The 16194-nt window shown below is 39.2% G+C and carries 18 protein-coding genes; 13 read left to right on the top strand and 5 right to left on the bottom strand.

Annotation, left to right across the window (positions count from 1 at the left end; translation table 11 throughout):
• The first annotated feature begins 212 nt into the window (after positions 1-212).
• From IHV12_RS07090 to IHV12_RS07080, 3 genes are all read left to right on the top strand, one after another.
• Complete coding sequence (locus IHV12_RS07090; protein ID WP_197190399.1) at positions 213-845, top strand: DsbA family oxidoreductase; 633 nt, start codon at positions 213-215, stop codon at positions 843-845.
• Positions 846-1219: 374 nt separating this feature from the next.
• Complete coding sequence (locus IHV12_RS07085) at positions 1220-2443, top strand: MDR family MFS transporter (protein WP_197127436.1); 1224 nt, start codon at positions 1220-1222, stop codon at positions 2441-2443.
• 17 nt (positions 2444-2460) lie between these two features.
• Positions 2461-2835, top strand: a complete 375-nt coding sequence (locus tag IHV12_RS07080) for a VOC family protein (protein ID WP_197127437.1) — start codon at positions 2461-2463, stop codon at positions 2833-2835.
• 102 nt (positions 2836-2937) lie between these two features.
• Here IHV12_RS07080 and IHV12_RS07075 read toward each other — a convergent pair whose 3' ends face one another.
• On the bottom strand, positions 2938-3273 hold the full coding sequence (locus IHV12_RS07075) for a toprim domain-containing protein (protein ID WP_197127438.1): 336 nt from the start codon (positions 3271-3273) through the stop codon (positions 2938-2940).
• 100 nt (positions 3274-3373) lie between these two features.
• Here IHV12_RS07075 and IHV12_RS07070 point away from each other — a divergent pair, with 100 nt between their 5' ends.
• A complete protein-coding gene (locus IHV12_RS07070; RefSeq protein ID WP_197190398.1) occupies positions 3374-4468 on the top strand; it encodes a hypothetical protein in 1095 nt (364 codons plus the stop codon).
• A gap of 335 nt (positions 4469-4803) precedes the next feature.
• Complete coding sequence (locus IHV12_RS07065; RefSeq protein ID WP_197190869.1) at positions 4804-5202, top strand: hypothetical protein; 399 nt, start codon at positions 4804-4806, stop codon at positions 5200-5202.
• A 32-nt stretch (positions 5203-5234) separates the two neighbouring features.
• Here IHV12_RS07065 and IHV12_RS07060 read toward each other — a convergent pair whose 3' ends face one another.
• On the bottom strand, positions 5235-5723 hold the full coding sequence (locus tag IHV12_RS07060; RefSeq protein ID WP_197190397.1) for an NUDIX domain-containing protein: 489 nt from the start codon (positions 5721-5723) through the stop codon (positions 5235-5237).
• Between the two features lie 63 nt (positions 5724-5786).
• Positions 5787-7262, bottom strand: a complete 1476-nt coding sequence (locus IHV12_RS07055; protein WP_197190396.1) for a methyl-accepting chemotaxis protein — start codon at positions 7260-7262, stop codon at positions 5787-5789.
• Positions 7263-7409: 147 nt separating this feature from the next.
• Between IHV12_RS07055 and IHV12_RS07050 the strand changes: the two genes are divergently transcribed.
• A complete protein-coding gene (locus IHV12_RS07050; protein WP_197190395.1) occupies positions 7410-8267 on the top strand; it encodes a hypothetical protein in 858 nt (285 codons plus the stop codon).
• A 147-nt stretch (positions 8268-8414) separates the two neighbouring features.
• Positions 8415-8558 carry a hypothetical protein gene (locus tag IHV12_RS07045; protein ID WP_197127443.1) on the top strand — a complete coding sequence of 48 codons (144 nt, stop codon included), beginning with the start codon at positions 8415-8417 and terminating at the stop codon, positions 8556-8558.
• A 93-nt stretch (positions 8559-8651) separates the two neighbouring features.
• Here the strand turns inward: IHV12_RS07045 and cspD are convergent, their stop codons facing one another.
• Both cspD and IHV12_RS07035 read right to left on the bottom strand, forming a co-directional pair.
• Positions 8652-8852: a cold-shock protein CspD gene (gene cspD, locus IHV12_RS07040; protein ID WP_066237152.1), complete on the bottom strand. Its 201-nt coding sequence runs from the start codon at positions 8850-8852 to the stop codon at positions 8652-8654.
• Positions 8853-9120: 268 nt separating this feature from the next.
• Positions 9121-9393 (bottom strand): late competence development ComFB family protein, encoded by a 273-nt coding sequence (locus IHV12_RS07035; protein ID WP_231620681.1) that lies wholly within the window; start codon positions 9391-9393, stop codon positions 9121-9123.
• Between the two features lie 230 nt (positions 9394-9623).
• Between IHV12_RS07035 and IHV12_RS07030 the strand changes: the two genes are divergently transcribed.
• From IHV12_RS07030 to hpaD, 6 genes are read left to right on the top strand one after another with little or no spacing between them, the layout of a single operon-like run.
• A complete protein-coding gene (locus IHV12_RS07030) occupies positions 9624-10289 on the top strand; it encodes a GntR family transcriptional regulator (RefSeq protein ID WP_197190394.1) in 666 nt (221 codons plus the stop codon).
• 12 nt (positions 10290-10301) lie between these two features.
• Positions 10302-11225 (top strand): 2,4-dihydroxyhept-2-ene-1,7-dioic acid aldolase, encoded by a 924-nt coding sequence (gene hpaI / locus IHV12_RS07025; protein WP_197190393.1) that lies wholly within the window; start codon positions 10302-10304, stop codon positions 11223-11225.
• A complete protein-coding gene (locus tag IHV12_RS07020; RefSeq protein WP_197127447.1) occupies positions 11226-12017 on the top strand; it encodes a fumarylacetoacetate hydrolase family protein in 792 nt (263 codons plus the stop codon).
• A complete protein-coding gene (gene hpaE / locus IHV12_RS07015) occupies positions 12001-13515 on the top strand; it encodes a 5-carboxymethyl-2-hydroxymuconate semialdehyde dehydrogenase (protein ID WP_197190392.1) in 1515 nt (504 codons plus the stop codon). The genes IHV12_RS07020 and hpaE overlap by 17 nt, the downstream gene beginning before the upstream one ends.
• A gap of 11 nt (positions 13516-13526) precedes the next feature.
• A complete protein-coding gene (gene hpaB / locus IHV12_RS07010) occupies positions 13527-15002 on the top strand; it encodes a 4-hydroxyphenylacetate 3-monooxygenase, oxygenase component (RefSeq protein ID WP_197190391.1) in 1476 nt (491 codons plus the stop codon).
• Between the two features lie 11 nt (positions 15003-15013).
• Positions 15014-15997: a 3,4-dihydroxyphenylacetate 2,3-dioxygenase gene (gene hpaD / locus IHV12_RS07005; RefSeq protein WP_197190390.1), complete on the top strand. Its 984-nt coding sequence runs from the start codon at positions 15014-15016 to the stop codon at positions 15995-15997.
• Positions 15998-16194: the final 197 nt, after the last annotated feature.

The following is a 16194-nucleotide window of genomic DNA, read 5'->3' as shown; positions in this document are numbered from 1 at the left end:
GAACAGAGGTTGTTTCATTAAGAAATAAGACTTAATGAGGATTTTCTGATCAAACACGAATACGTACTGCTGTAGGATGATATGAGATTTTAAAGAGCGGTGGAGATTAAGACTTATTGCTTGAACTATGATCATTATGTAAATATCATAAGCTTCAAAAGTGAAAACATATAAAAAAGCAGAACTGAGGTTTAACTAAAGGGGATATAAACATGACCATTCATATAAAAGTATATTCTGATTTTGTGTGTCCATATTGTTTCTTAGCTGAAACGCCGCTATTAAAAGCAACTGAAGGTAAAGATGTTGAAATTGAGTGGATGCCATATGAACTCAGACCATTTCCGCAAGAAACGTTACGAACTGATGAAGATTATCTACAGCGTTCGTGGCAGGAGTCCGTTCAGCCTTTATCAAAAAAAATGGGTGTTGATATGATTTTGCCAGATGTGTCACCTCAACCACATACTTTCTACGCACATGAAGGATTGTTGTTTGCCAAAGAATATAACAAGGAAAGAGAGTATGCACATCTTGTTTTTAAAACTTTTTATCAAAAGGGTGAAGATATTGGAAAGATCACCGTACTTCGTAAGATCGCCGAAGAAGTGGGTCTCGATGGCAATACATTTCAACGCGCTTTGGAAAACCGTGAATTTAATCAAGAAAGAGAAAAGTATTTAAAAGAAGCTGTAGAAGTTCTGAACATCACTGCTGTTCCTACCATTATTATTGGTGAGCGAGTATTAAAAGGCCTGCATCCTCAAGCAAATATCGAACGTGCATTAAGAGGTGCTATTAGGGATGCGAAATTTGAATTTTGTGATGGGGACGAATGTGAATGAAAGTGAAAATGATGAAAAAAGAGCGCTTAGAAGGTCATCCTTCTTAGCGCTCTCTTTCGTTCTTAACAATGAAAAAAGGGGGTTGTTGATAGGGATGTCTATAATATATCAATCTCCAATTCATTATGGACGAATATGTGATTTTTTTGATAAACGTTATCACTTTGTGACAAAGTCGCGCTGACGGACTAAAGGGCATTTATTTAAAATGAAAAAAGCCCTTAATTAGGGGAGGGCTTTTTTCGGGAAAGGGGGGTACACCTATATATGACGAAGGAAAAATAGAAAAGTTTCAAAAAATGTAAATTTTCTACGCTATCACTATAAAAAAATGATAGAGTAGGTAACAGAAATAGAAGAGAGAAGGAATGGAGATGAGGGGTTTACTTAGAAAGTGGCATCCAGCAGTAATCGTAATTGTTGCTGGAACACTATTTACACGAGCGGCATTCTTTATGACAATGCCATTCTTAGCCATTTATTTGTACAATGAAAAAGGAATCGATCCAGCAATGGTTGGATTGATTATAGGAGTAAGTGCTTTAACTGGCACGTTCGGTGGTTTCTTCGGAGGCTATCTATCCGATCGTATAGGAAGACTGCCTGTGATGACAGTTGCTATATTTACATGGAGTGCCGTCTTTGTTGGGTTTGCTGTAGCCGATCTAGTATGGCATTTCTTTTTATTGAACATGCTAAACGGGCTTTGTCGCTCATGGTTTGAACCGATATCAAGAGCATTGCTTGCGGATGTAACGACAAAGGAAAACCGGCTTCATGTTTTTAATGCTCGTTACTTTGCGATCAATGTCGGTGCTGCGATTGGTCCGGTTGTAGGGACACAGCTTGGTACATCAAATTCAACTCAAGCTTTCTACATTACGGCTGTGGCATATTTATTGTATGCATTATTGATTGTATTCACATTGAGAGGCTACTCAACTGAGTTGAAAGGTGGAGAAGAAAGGAAGTTTTCCATCAAGTCTGCCATTGGTGTTCTTTCAAGAGATAGAGTGCTTGCTTTTTTTCTAATCGGCAACACAATTGTTATGATGGCACAGTCACAAATGGATACTACGCTAGCGCAATATATAGGGAATGCTCCTCAATTTGAAAATGGTGTTAAGCTATTTGCCTACCTAGTCGTTACAAATGCAATTACTGTGCTGCTTTTACAGTTTCCGGTCACTAACTATGTAAGACGATTTCAGCCGATGAATGCACTTCGATTTGGAAGTTTTGCATTTAGTCTAGCTTTGCTTGGATTCGGACTTTCAACGAATTGGATTTTTCTCGTGATTAGTATGATATTTCTTACAGTGGGAGAAATAATCGTGTTCGTAATGAGTGATGTACTTTTAGATGATTTAGCACCTGAGCATATGAGAGGTACATATTTTGGGGCGATGTCTTTTCGATCGATTGGCTTCAGCGCGGGACCTTGGATTGGTGGTTTACTGTTAAGCACGTTTGGATTTGAACAAGGATTTTATGTGTTTGGCATTCTTACACTTATCTCCTTACTTTCCTTACCGTTCTTTCAATATGGAGAAGGCATTCGCAAAACGCTTCTTGAACAACAATCTGCTTCAACATAAGAAAGGGGAAAACAACAATGATTACTGGAATTGAACATACGGGAATTATGGTTTCTAACATGGAGAACTCTATCAAGTTTTATACCGACGTACTTGGCTTAGATCTATTAGATCGTTTTGATCATACTAGTGTACCCGTTGAATTAGCATTCTTAGGTGTAGACGGAAAAGTGCTTGTTGAGCTGATCGCTGGATATACCGGGCCAGTTACGAATGAGGGGAAAGTGCATCACATCGCGTTTTCTGTCAATGACATTGAAAAGCAGTATGAGTTGTTGCAGAAAAAAGACGTAGTCATGAAAGATAAAGAAATTACAGAGCTTCCAAACGGAAAATATTTCTTCTTTTACGGACCAGACGAAGAATCACTTGAATTTTTTGAGAGCAAATAGAAATGAAGACTGCATGGATTGCAGTCTTTTTTTATTTCTTTGTAAAGAGTACTTCGAGGTAGAAGGTGATGAGACAGCAGTAAAGAAGTCTTTGAATGGGAATTAAATACCTGGCAGTGTTTCTTTTAAATACTGGTTTGAACAATATTCAACACCATACTTGTAGCGACTTTCTCTGACATTCCGTGCTTTCTTCGGATCGATATGAATCCGTTTGATCTCAGGATAGGTTTCCATGATTTTTGAAGCTATTTTGTCACCGGGTTCATCTGGGTCAGTTAATACATAAACTTCATCACAAAGGATTAATGCTTCTTCAATCGCTCTTCGTTCTTTATGTCGAAACGATATTCCATTTAATATGACAAAATGGGCGTGAGGATGAACACTTTGTACTCTCAGTTGATCACTTTTGCCTTCAACAATGTATCCGGTCATAGCGCCTCCTGTAAAAACTAAGATTCATTATCATTTTATGGAGAGCATATCGATAATAGTACGACTTCTACAAAATATTTGGACAAAGGAAGTGTAATGATTGAAGAAGCTAATATCTTTTATAAGAAATATTTTTCTTAGCTTCTTTTCACTTTTGATGGTTTACGGATTGTTTTTACTGCTCAGTGATATAGAGGGTTTATTTGTAGGGGTGATTCTTCTTTTAGTATGCTTTTTCTTATTCAGCATCCGATTCATAGAAATCCTTAAAGGAAGAAGAGCAACTTTTCTTAAAGCACGAATTCAGCCAAATCTCATTATTACTATTGTTATTACATTCGCTACCGTATTTTTATCTATAAGCAACTATGCGCTCGAAACTTCTTTGCCTAATTCGTTAACATCAAGAGTAAAAAATCAATTTTATTTGGAAGCAATTTTAGTAGAAAAGGATAGAATATTTGAGCGCGTATCCTTCTTAAAAACTTTAGAAAATGTAAATGAGGAAAGTGCTACGGTTTTTTATGAACCGCAAGATGAGAAGTTTGCAGGATCTGCAATTCGGCATATCCGTAAAATGCAGTCTTATCACAATGAATGGATTGATGTTCATCAAGCTCTTCCGGTTACGCTCATCCTCTATCGAAACCCATTAATCTTTCAGCAACATTTGCCATTTCATTCTTATGAAAATCTGCAAGCATTGTACGTCCCTGCTCAAGAAACAATTCATCTGCTTGTTACTGATGAAATGGATGAGAATCCTGATAAATTTCTAGAGTTGGTGGGACATGAATATACACATCATTGGATTGTAAGTTACTTGTTTGAAAATAAATTGGATAACCGGCATCTTCCTAGGTGGTTTGAAGAGGGGATTGCAGAATATGCAGGAAAACAGAGTGTGAGAGAGGTGCCTATCTTTGTACCTCTAAACTTCATTCCCTTCACAAGACTGCACTCAGTCGATGAATGGGCTTATGAGAATCGAAGAAAATCTACTCATCGTCCATACAGACAGAGCTACTATGCGATCGATCAATTGGTTAAAGACGGAAATCAAGCTAAAATCAAATCGTTATTACTTAATAAGCAGCAAAATTTTTATCGTATGTTTGAGAAAGAAACAGGTGAATCACTCATTGAGTTTGAAGTACGTTTCTTAAGAGAAGAGTTTATGAACATGAAGCGGTGATATTGATCTGTTCAATGAACGTGTGCCTAAACAAAAAGAACTCCTTAGGAAAGGAGCTCTTTAGTTATTATCTGCTTTTTAGCTTTCGTTTAATAATAGGCAATAACCTTTTCTTACCTTGTTTTATTAAAAAAGCAACCGCCATTCCTTTAATGCCTTTTTTAATACGTCCCATTTTCATCCTCCTATAAAAATCATAGTTGTTTCATGTAATATACCCGAAATCAGCATGCAGCAATCCTTTTATATTTTTACGGGTTACTTGTCTATACGTTTCAGTACGATATGAATAGTATGAACCGAATACAATTTTATAGGAGTTGAATGTATTGAGTATGAATAGAAGTTTTCCACCTTTTCCAGGTCAAGGTGGAGGGCAAGGGTTTGGCCCACCAGGTGGACCTCCAGGCGGACCACCAGGAGGCGGCGGTGGCGGTGGAATGGCACCAACATCAGCACCTCCTACGTTTACACCATCTCAATCACAAGGTTTTAGTTTGCAAGGTGGAGGCGGAGGCGGTGGAAGTCAGCCAGGAGTTTATGCAGTTGATCCGGGAGCGATTAGACCTTGTTTGTACCAATATGTCTACATCTGGCCAACATGGGGACCAGGATTTTGGGCATGGCTTACCTTTGCAGGTCGTAGATCGGTTGCAGGATTCCGTTGGACCGGCAATAGATGGATCTATTTCGGCATGGATACACGCCAAATTAGTTCATTTTATTGTTACTAAGAACAGCCGCCTCTGTGCGGTTGTTTTTTATTCTAAGAGTATAGTGGTTCTTTCAGAACACTCCATGTTTCATATATTTTAATATCAGAGGAAATGTGTTTTGTGAGTATATATTGAGCTGCTTCCCAAACAAGAGGAGAGCACCAATCACTTCTAAGATTATTAGGGTGTATCCATCTTGTGCCTTTAGAGTCTTGATCAGGAATATCTGCTAAAGTGGCTTGTGAATTTGTATCTAGCATACATTCAAAATATACAGCTGTATGCTGTGAGTAGGTCCATTGCTTATAGATCCATGGAAGTTCGTAACAGCGTTCGCCTATCTTAATTCCTTTCTTCACACCAAATCCCGTCTCTTCTAATACTTCACGGATAACCGTGTCGTATTCAGTTTCACCAACGATAGGTGTGCCTCCAGGAAGATCGAACCGATTTTTATAAGGTCCTCCGTTTTTTTCAATTACGAGCAGTTCTCCAGTTTCGTTATAAGAGATACAATAGATACCTCTGTGCGTATGCATTTTATACACCCTTTCATAACAAAAATACCTCTCCAATCTACATGAAAAGGTATTTTATCGTTTTTATTTCTTTACGAGTGCATTTAGTTCTGAGGTTAATGCTTCAAACTTGTTGAAACTTTCTACCACTTCTTCTACACATCTATGTTGCTCTTCTACCGATGCGAGAACCTCTTCCACAGAACCACTAGATGTTTCTGCGATTCCTGAAACCGAATGAATTTCTCCTACAATATATCCGGTAGATTCATACAATTGATTAATCAATTCTTGTACTTCAGAAGACTGTGTTGCAACTTGATCAGTGTTTACTAAAATTTGAATAAAATTGTTTGCAGTCTTCTCAGTCGCTTCAAGACTGGATGTGACGACACCTTGCGAACCATCTACAAATTGAGCTGCTTGTTTGGCTTTGTTACGGATTTCACCTAAGATTGCTCCAATCTGCTTTGTAGAATGTTGAGAATCCTCAGCAAGGCGGCGAACCTCGTCTGCAACAACTGCAAATCCTCTACCTTGATCCCCGGCACGCGCTGCTTCAATTGCGGCATTCAATGCAAGCAGATTCGTTTGAGAAGAAATTTCTTCAATTGTCGTTAAAATTCCTTCTATGGATTCACTTTGCTGATTTAATTCATGCATAAGAGTGTTTGTTTGCTGCATTAGTTCGCTCACTTCTTTCATCTTAGAAGAGAGTTCTAATACTTGGTTTTCTCCTGCTTTTGTAACAGTTGCTGTTTGCTCTGAAAGTTTTTTCATATCGCTGGAGTGTTGAAAAAGGCCTTTTGCTACGTCGTTGGTACTTGTGACAGATTGACTCATTCCACCTACACTGACAGCCTGAGATTCCACACCTTTTGCTACTTCAGTAAAGGCGAAAGTAATGTTGCTCGATATTTCACCTGTTCGTGTTACGTTTTCCTTTACCGATTGACTAAAGTGATGCAAATTTTCTGTTGCATCCTTAATCTTAGTCAACAACTGTTCCAATTTAACTCTATCATTTTCCGATTGTTTTTCAGCATCTCTAATATTTTCATGCATACGCTGACCAATTCTCGCTTGTGCTACTAAAGCTGCAGTAATTACGGTTAAGAAAACGTTTAATGAGATAATGATCTTAGGGTCTTGTCCGGCAAACATCGTTTCTTTATATTGAAAAAAGAAGAAATTAGTTAACAATAATCCACTAATACCCGATAGTAAGATAGAAAGATAGTTATGATACAACGTGATAACTGCCAAGCATACATAGGTCATAAGATAAGTTGAAATCTTCGGGTTCGTGTCCGCCATGATAACCGTCAGAATCGTTAAGCCGATAACAACAAAATATTGAACGGCGAATGGAGCCCATTTTCGGTACGTCCAAATCGATAGTGAGAGAAGTATAACTAGTCCAGCTATACCATAAAACATGACACTGTCTATGGTTTTTGTACTAGCGAAAGTACTTGCTAGACCAAGGAAATACATACCCCACAGCATTTTTGTAACTAGTTTATTCGTTTGTAAATTTGAGGCAAATGATGGATTCAAATTTCGTCATCTCCGTTTTAAAATGTATAAGTACTGTTTATATATCGTCAGGATTCTCATAGCATTTAAGATGTTTACCAAAATTTGTTTTATATGTCTGAATACGTAGTTCATTACTATCAAACTTTTAATTTGAGGTGTTTAACAATGATAAAAAAAACGTGGATATTTGCAATCATACTAATGCTTGCAGCTTGTAGCAGTGAACCGAAAAGTACCGATACAAAAGAAGAACCAGCTCCGAAAACAGCCGAAACTTCACCAACTGAAAAGAATGAAGAAGTAAAAGAAGAACCAGTTAACGAAGAAGTTACTTCTATTGAAGAAGAAGGAACGTATATTGGTCTGATTGACAATAATTCTATTGAAGTAGAAGCTGCAGGTGAAACATTAGTTCTTCGACTTACAGACGAAGTAAGGGATGACGTTGAGAGTTTGGAGGAAGGAGCCAAAGTTAACATCATTTATAAGAAGAATGAAGAAGGACAATGGCTGCTTGAGCAGATTACAGAAGAAAGTGTGCCAGAAGCTGCTCCATTGAAAAAGCTAACGTACATAGTGGATGGAACCTCTATTGAAGAGGACGCCGTTTTAACAGAGAGTGAACTGAATTACCACTTTTATAAGCTACCAGATTTTGAATTTACAGCAGAGGAACCACGAAAAGATTTACTATTTGCTACGAAATTTGCTGAAACATTCGTTAGAATAGAGCCGTTGTCAGAGGAGTCGTCCATTGATGATCTAAAAGAATGGGCGAATGATGAGCTTAAAGCGGTTGGAGAAGTAAGTGAAGTGAACGGAAAAGAGATCGCTGGGCCAGCATTTGAAAACACTGCGTTATTTATTACAGCATCAAAAGATTCTTACAAAAAATACATTGTGATTCAAGATTTAAGCAATGGAGATCAAGTCAAATATACGGTTAACTTGCCTGAGCATAAGAACGCTGCTAAATGGGAGCAAGCCATTTGGGCAATGCTTTCTACAATTCAAACCAAATAGAGAAAAAAAGCGTATCGTATTGGTACGCTTTTTTTAATGTGTAGCAACATTAAAATAAATAACAAATCATTATCATAAAAGTGGCAGATGGCATATAATATTTACAAAGGTTTAAAAAGTTTCCTTAAGGAAAGATAGGTGAATGTTATGTGGTATAAAGAGAGTTCATTGTTTAAACTTCAGCAGTACACAATAATTCTACACAAACTTGGAATCTTTTCGCAGGAAGATAAGGTAGATATATTAGGTAAGATACAAAAGTATAAATTAAAAGTTGGTTTAAAAGACTAGGCTGCCTCAGTAGGGAGCCTCTTTATTTGTACATATATTTGCATACAGAAAAAACCCGGCAGTTACTGCCGGGTTTTTATATATAAGCCGAACTTATTTTTTAGTTACGTTAGCTGCTTGTGGTCCGCGAGCTCCGTCAACAATTTCAAATTCTACTTCTTGACCTTCGTCAAGTGATTTAAAACCTTCTGATTGGATAGCAGAGAAATGTACGAATACGTCGTCTCCACCTTCAACTTCGATGAATCCAAAACCTTTTTCAGCGTTAAACCATTTTACTTTACCTGTTTGCATGTAAATGCCTCCTAGAACGTTTGCACTTTTGTGCTCTGTAATTACCAAACCACTTTCAAACTCTTAAGTTAAGATGTAATCCAGTACTGAATGGTTGTCACAAATATATCACAAGAAAAAAGCTCTCGCAAGGAACTTTTCTGAAAAATAGGAATAAAGAGTCAGGATATTTGTTCTTATGTAAATTTCAACTGAATGTTATGGTTTTTAGGTATACTTTACGAAATAAACTTGATTGATTGTACAGTAAACAAAAACCATCTGCCTTCTATTCGCTAGCAGGAGATGGTTTTAAATCGTGTGATGGTCGAGTTGCTACAATACCTGTAGCTTTTACAATCTGGTTTAAGATGTTGACTCTGGATTGATCATCAAAGTTTTGAGCTTTGACAAAAGCGTATCCATCTTCATTTGATACATAGCGGGGTGGTAAATTGTTAAGTGTAATCGCAAAGACATCAGCTTTACAAACTTCGCATTTGCAAGGCAGCTGAAGTTGTCCCCAATAATTTTTTAATGCTTCTTCTACTAGAATCTCCATGGCGTTTTTTACATTCATGGGCTTTTTACCCCTTTATACACAATCTATATGAATAGAATAGCTTATTCTTACTACATATGTAAACTTCTAGTGTGTGTAACGAGACTATTTAACTATAATTATTTTTTTATAAAACACCATATGATACTTTCTTACTAAATTAACAATAATATATGATTTTTCTGATAATTAGCTTGAAATCATATATGATTTGCGATTAACATAGGATTATGAAGACTAAACATAAAACAAACAAACAGCAGTATGCTTATCAAGTCATCCGTTCTCGTATCTTAGATGGCAGGTATCCGCCTGGTCACAAACTTGTTATTGACCAACTGGCAAGAGAGCTTCAAACGAGTGCTATCCCGGTTCGTGAAGCGATTAGATTGCTTGAAGCGGATTCCTTGATTTCATTTAAGCCATACTCAGGAGCGATTGTTACCCCCTTCGATGAACAAGCATATTTAGAAACTTTATCCGTTCTAGCCGTATTAGAAGGTTTTGCGACTGCAGAATCATCCGTCCACTTTCCTCATGAAAAACTTGAAGGTTTAAGAGAGTATACAAAGCTTATGGAAGATGCACTTGAACATCTTGATTATTCTCTTTTCTCCAACTACAACAAAGAATTTCACAAACTCACCTACAAATATTGCACCAATCAATTTCTGTTAGAACAGATTCATACAACATGGGAAAGGCTGGGTACTGTTCGCAAACAGGGGTCAACAATGAAACCTGTACGTATGAAACGCTCAGTCACAGAACACTATCAACTAATTGAAATGATAGAAAGAAGAGAAGATCCAAAAGTAATAGAATCATATACAAGAAACCATAAGTTGAACACGCTAAAAGCTTTTCTTGAGGATTCGAAACAAAATACATTTTGAGGAGATGAAGGCATGAAAGTAGAAGAGGTAAAAAAGTCTTTAAGAGGATCAATTGCTCCGATCATCACACCGTTTCATGATGATGAGTCGCTGGATCTCGAAACGCTAAAAAATTTAATTGACTGGCATATCCAGTCTGGAAGTCACGGGATTTCCGTCACCGGGACGACAGGAGAACCATCGTCGCTGACATTAAAAGAACGTGAGCTTGTCATGGAAACAGCGATAAAAGCAGTAAATAAAAGAGTGCCTATCGTACCAGGAACTGGATCAACGAACCATCAAGAATCACTATATTTAACGAAATTAGCTCAAGAAATGGGTGCAGATGCCGCTATGGTCATTGTCCCATACTACAACAAGCCCTCTCAGCATGCGCTATACAAACATTTTAAACTTATCGCAGACTCAGTAGACATTCCTCTAATCATTTATAACATCCCAGGAAGAACAGCAGTAAATTTAGAAGTGAAGACACTTGCACGCCTTAACGAAGACTGTCCGAATATTATCGGAGTAAAAGAATCCAATAAAGACTTTGAGCATATTAACCGAGTGCTCTTAAACTGTGGACGTGACTTTTTGCTGTTTTCAGGCATAGAACTTCTTTGTTATCCGATGCTTGCCATTGGTGGTGCAGGATACATATCAGCAACAGCAAATGTGCTACCTTCTAAAGTGGCAGAAGTATACAACGCCTGGGAGTCTGGAAATGTAGAAGAAGCACTTAAGCTTCACTATGATTTAATGCCTCTAAATGATGTTCTGTTTAAAGATACGAATCCTGCTCCACTAAAAGCTGCGTTAGGCATGATGGGCAAGATCAATCCAAAATTAAGATTGCCAATGGACTTGCCAGCAGATTCTTTGCAAAAAGAAATAAGAAGTGTACTTGCTGATTACGGGTTAGTAGAAAAAATAGGGAGTGAAGTATAAATGAAGCATGCTCGTGTGATTTTTGAAGGAAGAGAACAAAAAGGAACTGTAGTGGATGATGTGATCACATTTTCATCAGGGAAATCAGCCAAGGTTAGTGAAATCAAAACGTGGCTTCCTCCATTTAAGCCGAACAAGATGATCGGGTTAGCGCTAAACTATGCCGATCATGCCGATGAGCTGGGACTGGAGAAACCGGCTGAGCCTGTCCTTTTTATTAAACCAAACTCATCATTAGTCGGTCATAAAGGGCAAGTATTCTATCCAGATGGTGCAACATACATGCACTATGAAAATGAACTAGCTGTGGTCATTGGTAAAGAGGGAAGAAATATTAAAGCTGAAAACGCGATGGATTTTGTAAGCGGTTACACCATTGCGAACGATGTAACAGTCCGTGATTTTGTGAACAACTGGTACCGTCCTCCAGTACGCGCAAAAGGACATGACACGTTTGGTCCGATGGGTCCTTATTATGTTGATGCCACAGATATCCCAGATGTTACGAACTTAGAACTACGCACCTATGTGAACGGTGAATTGAGACAGCAGGGTAACACCAAAGATCTTATGTACTCTATCCCTGAGATCATTGAATTTGTTTCATCGTTCATGACGCTTGAACCAAATGATGTGATTTGGACAGGTACACCAAAAGGAATATCACACGTTCACCCAGGTGATGTGGTTAGACTGGAGATCGATTACTTAGGCTGTTTAGAGAATACGATCGTCGATGGTCGTACAGAAAAAGTTCCAACTGGAGGGAAGGATCATGAAACCGGAAATTAAAGAGTTGATTCACCATTATATAGATGGTCAGTTTGTAACGGGACACAAAGGAGATCTTTTTGTAAACGTAAATCCTTTTACGAATGAAAAGATCAATACGGTTAGTGAAGGTACGATTGAAGATATAAATCGAGCTGCAGCTGCTGCAAAAAAGGCCTTCAAGCAAGGGCCGTGGGGCAAGATGAAGCAGGAAAAGCGACTACAATACATCTATAAGGTTGCTGATTTAATCGATAGGGATGTAGAAGAGATTGCGTTGTTAGAGTCCTATGATACGGGACTTCCTATTGCTCAAACCCGAAAGATGGTAGGGCGTGCTGCAGATAACTTTAGATTTTATGCAGAAATGGTAAAGAACCGCATGTCTGGTGAAGCTTATCATGTGGATGATGAGTTCATGAACTATACGATTCAAAAGCCGGTCGGGGTTGCAGGGTTGATCACGCCATGGAATGCACCTTTCATGCTTGAGACTTGGAAGATCGCACCTGCACTTGCCACGGGAAACACGGTCATTTTGAAACCAGCTGAATGGTCGCCGTTAACTGCTAATAAACTAGCTGAACTTGTGGATGAAGCAGGACTTCCTGCAGGTGTTTTCAACATCGTTCATGGTTTTGGAGAGACAGCTGGAGCATCTCTTGTTGCTCATGAAGATGTACAGCTTATCTCGTTTACAGGTGAGACAAAGACTGGTTCAAAGATTATGAGAAACGGCGCTGCATCTTTAAAGCGTTTTTCAATGGAACTGGGCGGAAAGTCGCCGATCATCGTATTTGATGATTGTGATTTTGAACGTGCTCTCGATGCTTGTGTATGGGGAATCTTTTCTTTTAATGGAGAAAGGTGTACGGCGAACTCCCGCTTGTTCATTCAAGAATCGATTAAAGACGAGTTCGTAACACGTTTGAAAGAAAGGGTAGACAACATCATCGTAGGTGACCCGTCAGATCCAGATACAGAAGTCGGGCCACTCATTCATAAAGAACACTATGAAAATGTAAAACGATATTTACAGATTGCTAAAGACGAAGGTGCAGAAGTATACAGTCAGCCTATCTCTGAAACTCACAAAAAAGGAAACTTTGTTGCTCCGACACTTTTATTAAATGTGAAAAATGATATGACTGTAGCCCAAGAAGAAATATTCGGTCCAGTATTATCTGTGATGACCTTTAAAGATGAAGAAGAAGTAATTGATTATGCAAATGATATTAAATATGGTCTAGCGGGCTATGTGTGGACAAATGACATGAAAAAAGGTCTACGCGTCGCAAACGCGGTTGAAGCTGGGATGTTATGGGTGAACTCGCAAAACGTTCGTGATCTTCGTATTCCTTTCGGAGGCTCTAAGAATTCCGGAATCGGTCGTGAAGGCGGACACTATGCGTTTGAGTTTTATACTGAGATGAAAGTAGTGCATGTTGCACTAGCTGACCATCACATTCAGCAGTTCGGAAAGAAAAAACAGTCGCTTCAAACCGAAGCGAAACATTAGGAGGGATTTCTTTGCCTGCACGCACGGGGGAACAATATATCCAAGGGATTTCAAAGGCTAAGAATAACGTTTGGATTCATGGTGAGAAAGTGGAAGATGTTCCTTCTCATCCAGCTTTTCGAAACATTGTAAGATCCATTGCTAACCTGTATGACCTCCAGCATGAAAAAGCAGACAAGATGCTCTATACCTCTGAACAGACAGGAGATAAAGTGGGGCTTTCTTTTATTGCTCCTAAAACTGTAGACGATCTTATTCGCCGACGTGAGATGATTTCTGAATGGGCGGGATACACAGGCGGAATGATGGGGCGTACACCAGATTATTTAAACACGAGTGTTATGGCATTCGGTACGTCAGGTAACTTTTTTGCACAAAACGATCCAATGTTCGCAGAGAACGCAAGAAAGTATTATGACTATTGCCGGGAAAATGACATCAGCTTAACTCATACTCTGATTCATCCACAGACGAATCGTTCGAAAAAGCAGTCTGAACAAAAAGATCCATATTTATCCGCTCGCATCGTTGAAAAGAATAAAGACGGTATCGTAGTTAAAGGGGCGAGGTTGTTAGCTACACTCGGTGGGGTAACGGATGAGATCGTCGTGTTCCCATCAACATTGAACAAAGCTTCGTCTGAAGATGATCCGTATGCGATGGCTTTTGCTATTCCGAACAATACAGAAGGCTTAAAGTTCTTATGTCGAGAATCGTTTGATACGGGGCGAAGCCAATGGGATCATCCGTTAAGCTCTCGCTTTGAAGAGAGTGATGCGATTGTTGTTTTTGACAATGTGCTTGTACCTTGGGAGCGCGTGTTTGTAAGCGGCAGTTCTGATATTTGTAACCGTACGTATGTGGAGACGAACGCCATCGTTCATATGGCTCATCAAGTAATCGCAAAGAATACGGTGAAAACTGAATTTGTGCTCGGCGTCATCCTAAATATGATGGAATCAATCGGTATTGATGTGTTTCCACATGTTAAAGAAAAAGCATCTGAAGTCATGCTTATCCTGGAAACGATGCGTTCTCACCTTTACCGTGCAGAGCACAACGCTTCTCTTGATAAGTATGGAAACATGACACCGGACTTTGCGCCATTGAACGCAGCTCGTAACTGGTATCCAAAAATGTATCAGCGCATTGTTGAAATTGTGAAGATCCTCGGTGCCTCTGGTTTGATGGGAATTCCAACAGAAGCAGATTTTAACGCTGATGACATCGGAGAACTTGTTCATCGTTATACACAAGGGGCTAACATTGATGGGTACGAACGCACTCAATTGTTCCGTTTAGCATGGGATATTTCAATCAGCACATTCGGTGGTCGCCAAGCTCTTTATGAATATTACTTCTTTGGAGATCCGGCACGTATGTCGAACATCTATTATGATCAATTTAACAAAGAGCCTTATAAAGCGATGGTGAAAGATTTTCTGCAACGCGTGAATTCTAAAAGCCATAATTACAGTAGTGTATAGGAGGAGCCGTCATGGATTTTAACATTATTCGAATTGCGCGTGTTGTCATGAACGTAACGGATCTTCATGCTTCCCGTGATTTTTACGTAAATGCTCTTGGATTCATTGAAACAGCCTCTTCATCAGAATGGATGGCATTACGTGGACTGGAGGAGCACTCGCATCACAGCCTTTTGTTGAAAAAAGCTGATAATCCTGGCGTTCATGTTGTGAGCTACAAGGTGTGGGAAGACAGTCACTTAAATGCACTCGAAACCTTTTTTAAAGGGAAGGGCGCAAAAGTGCTATGGAAAGATGCAGATCCTGCAGTTGGAATCGGTAAAACGTTATGTGTAGAAGACCCTTCAGGCATACCGCTTGAGTTTTTTGTAGAGATGGAAAGTGTGGAGCGCTGTATCCAGAAGTATGATCTTTACCGCGGTGCACGTGTCCAGCGTATCGATCATATAAACTGTATGGTTCCAGATGTGGAAGCAGCAGTTCAATTCTATACAGATGAACTCGGATTTAGAATTTCTGAATATACAGCAACAGAAGATGATCGCACATGGGCAGCATGGCTTCATCGTAAGCCTACTGTACATGATGTTGCGTTTATGAACGGAGAAGGACCTCGTCTTCATCATGTAGGCTTTTGGCTGTCTGATCCGATGAGTCTCATCCATTGCTGTGATGTGATGGCGAGCATGGGATATGCTGACAATATCGAGCGTGGGCCAGGACGTCACGGATTATCGAACGCCTTCTTTTTATACGTCCGTGATCCGGATGGAAATCGCATTGAGTTATATAATGGAGACTATCTGACGAGTGATCCTGACTTTAAGCCGATCAAGTGGGATATTAACGACCCGAGGCGCCAGACGTTCTGGGGACATAAAGCTCCTGACAGCTGGTTTAACGAAGCAACCTCTTTTTTGAGTTTGGAAAAAGGTGAGCCGGTAGAGCTGAGAAGTCCGACTCTAGCGCAGCGCAAGCCTGATTTTGTAACTTGATTTTTGGATGAAGTTATACAGTGATGGAAGCTGGCTCCTGTTTGTTGCAGGAGGCGGCTTTTTGTATTTTTTGGGAGTATATTGGAGTATATTCTGTAGGTTTTAACGATTTAAGCTCGTCTAGCGGCATTTTATGCACGCTGGACGAGCGATTCTCAAGATTTATGAGCGATTCTCAAGATTTATGAGCGATTCTC

Source organism: Fictibacillus sp. 7GRE50, from assembly GCF_015903875.1.
GTDB classification, from domain to species: Bacteria; Bacillota; Bacilli; order Bacillales; family Fictibacillaceae; genus Fictibacillus; species Fictibacillus phosphorivorans.
Note: the sequence above shows the minus strand (reverse complement) of the source record. Positions and strands in the feature narration are given on the sequence as shown.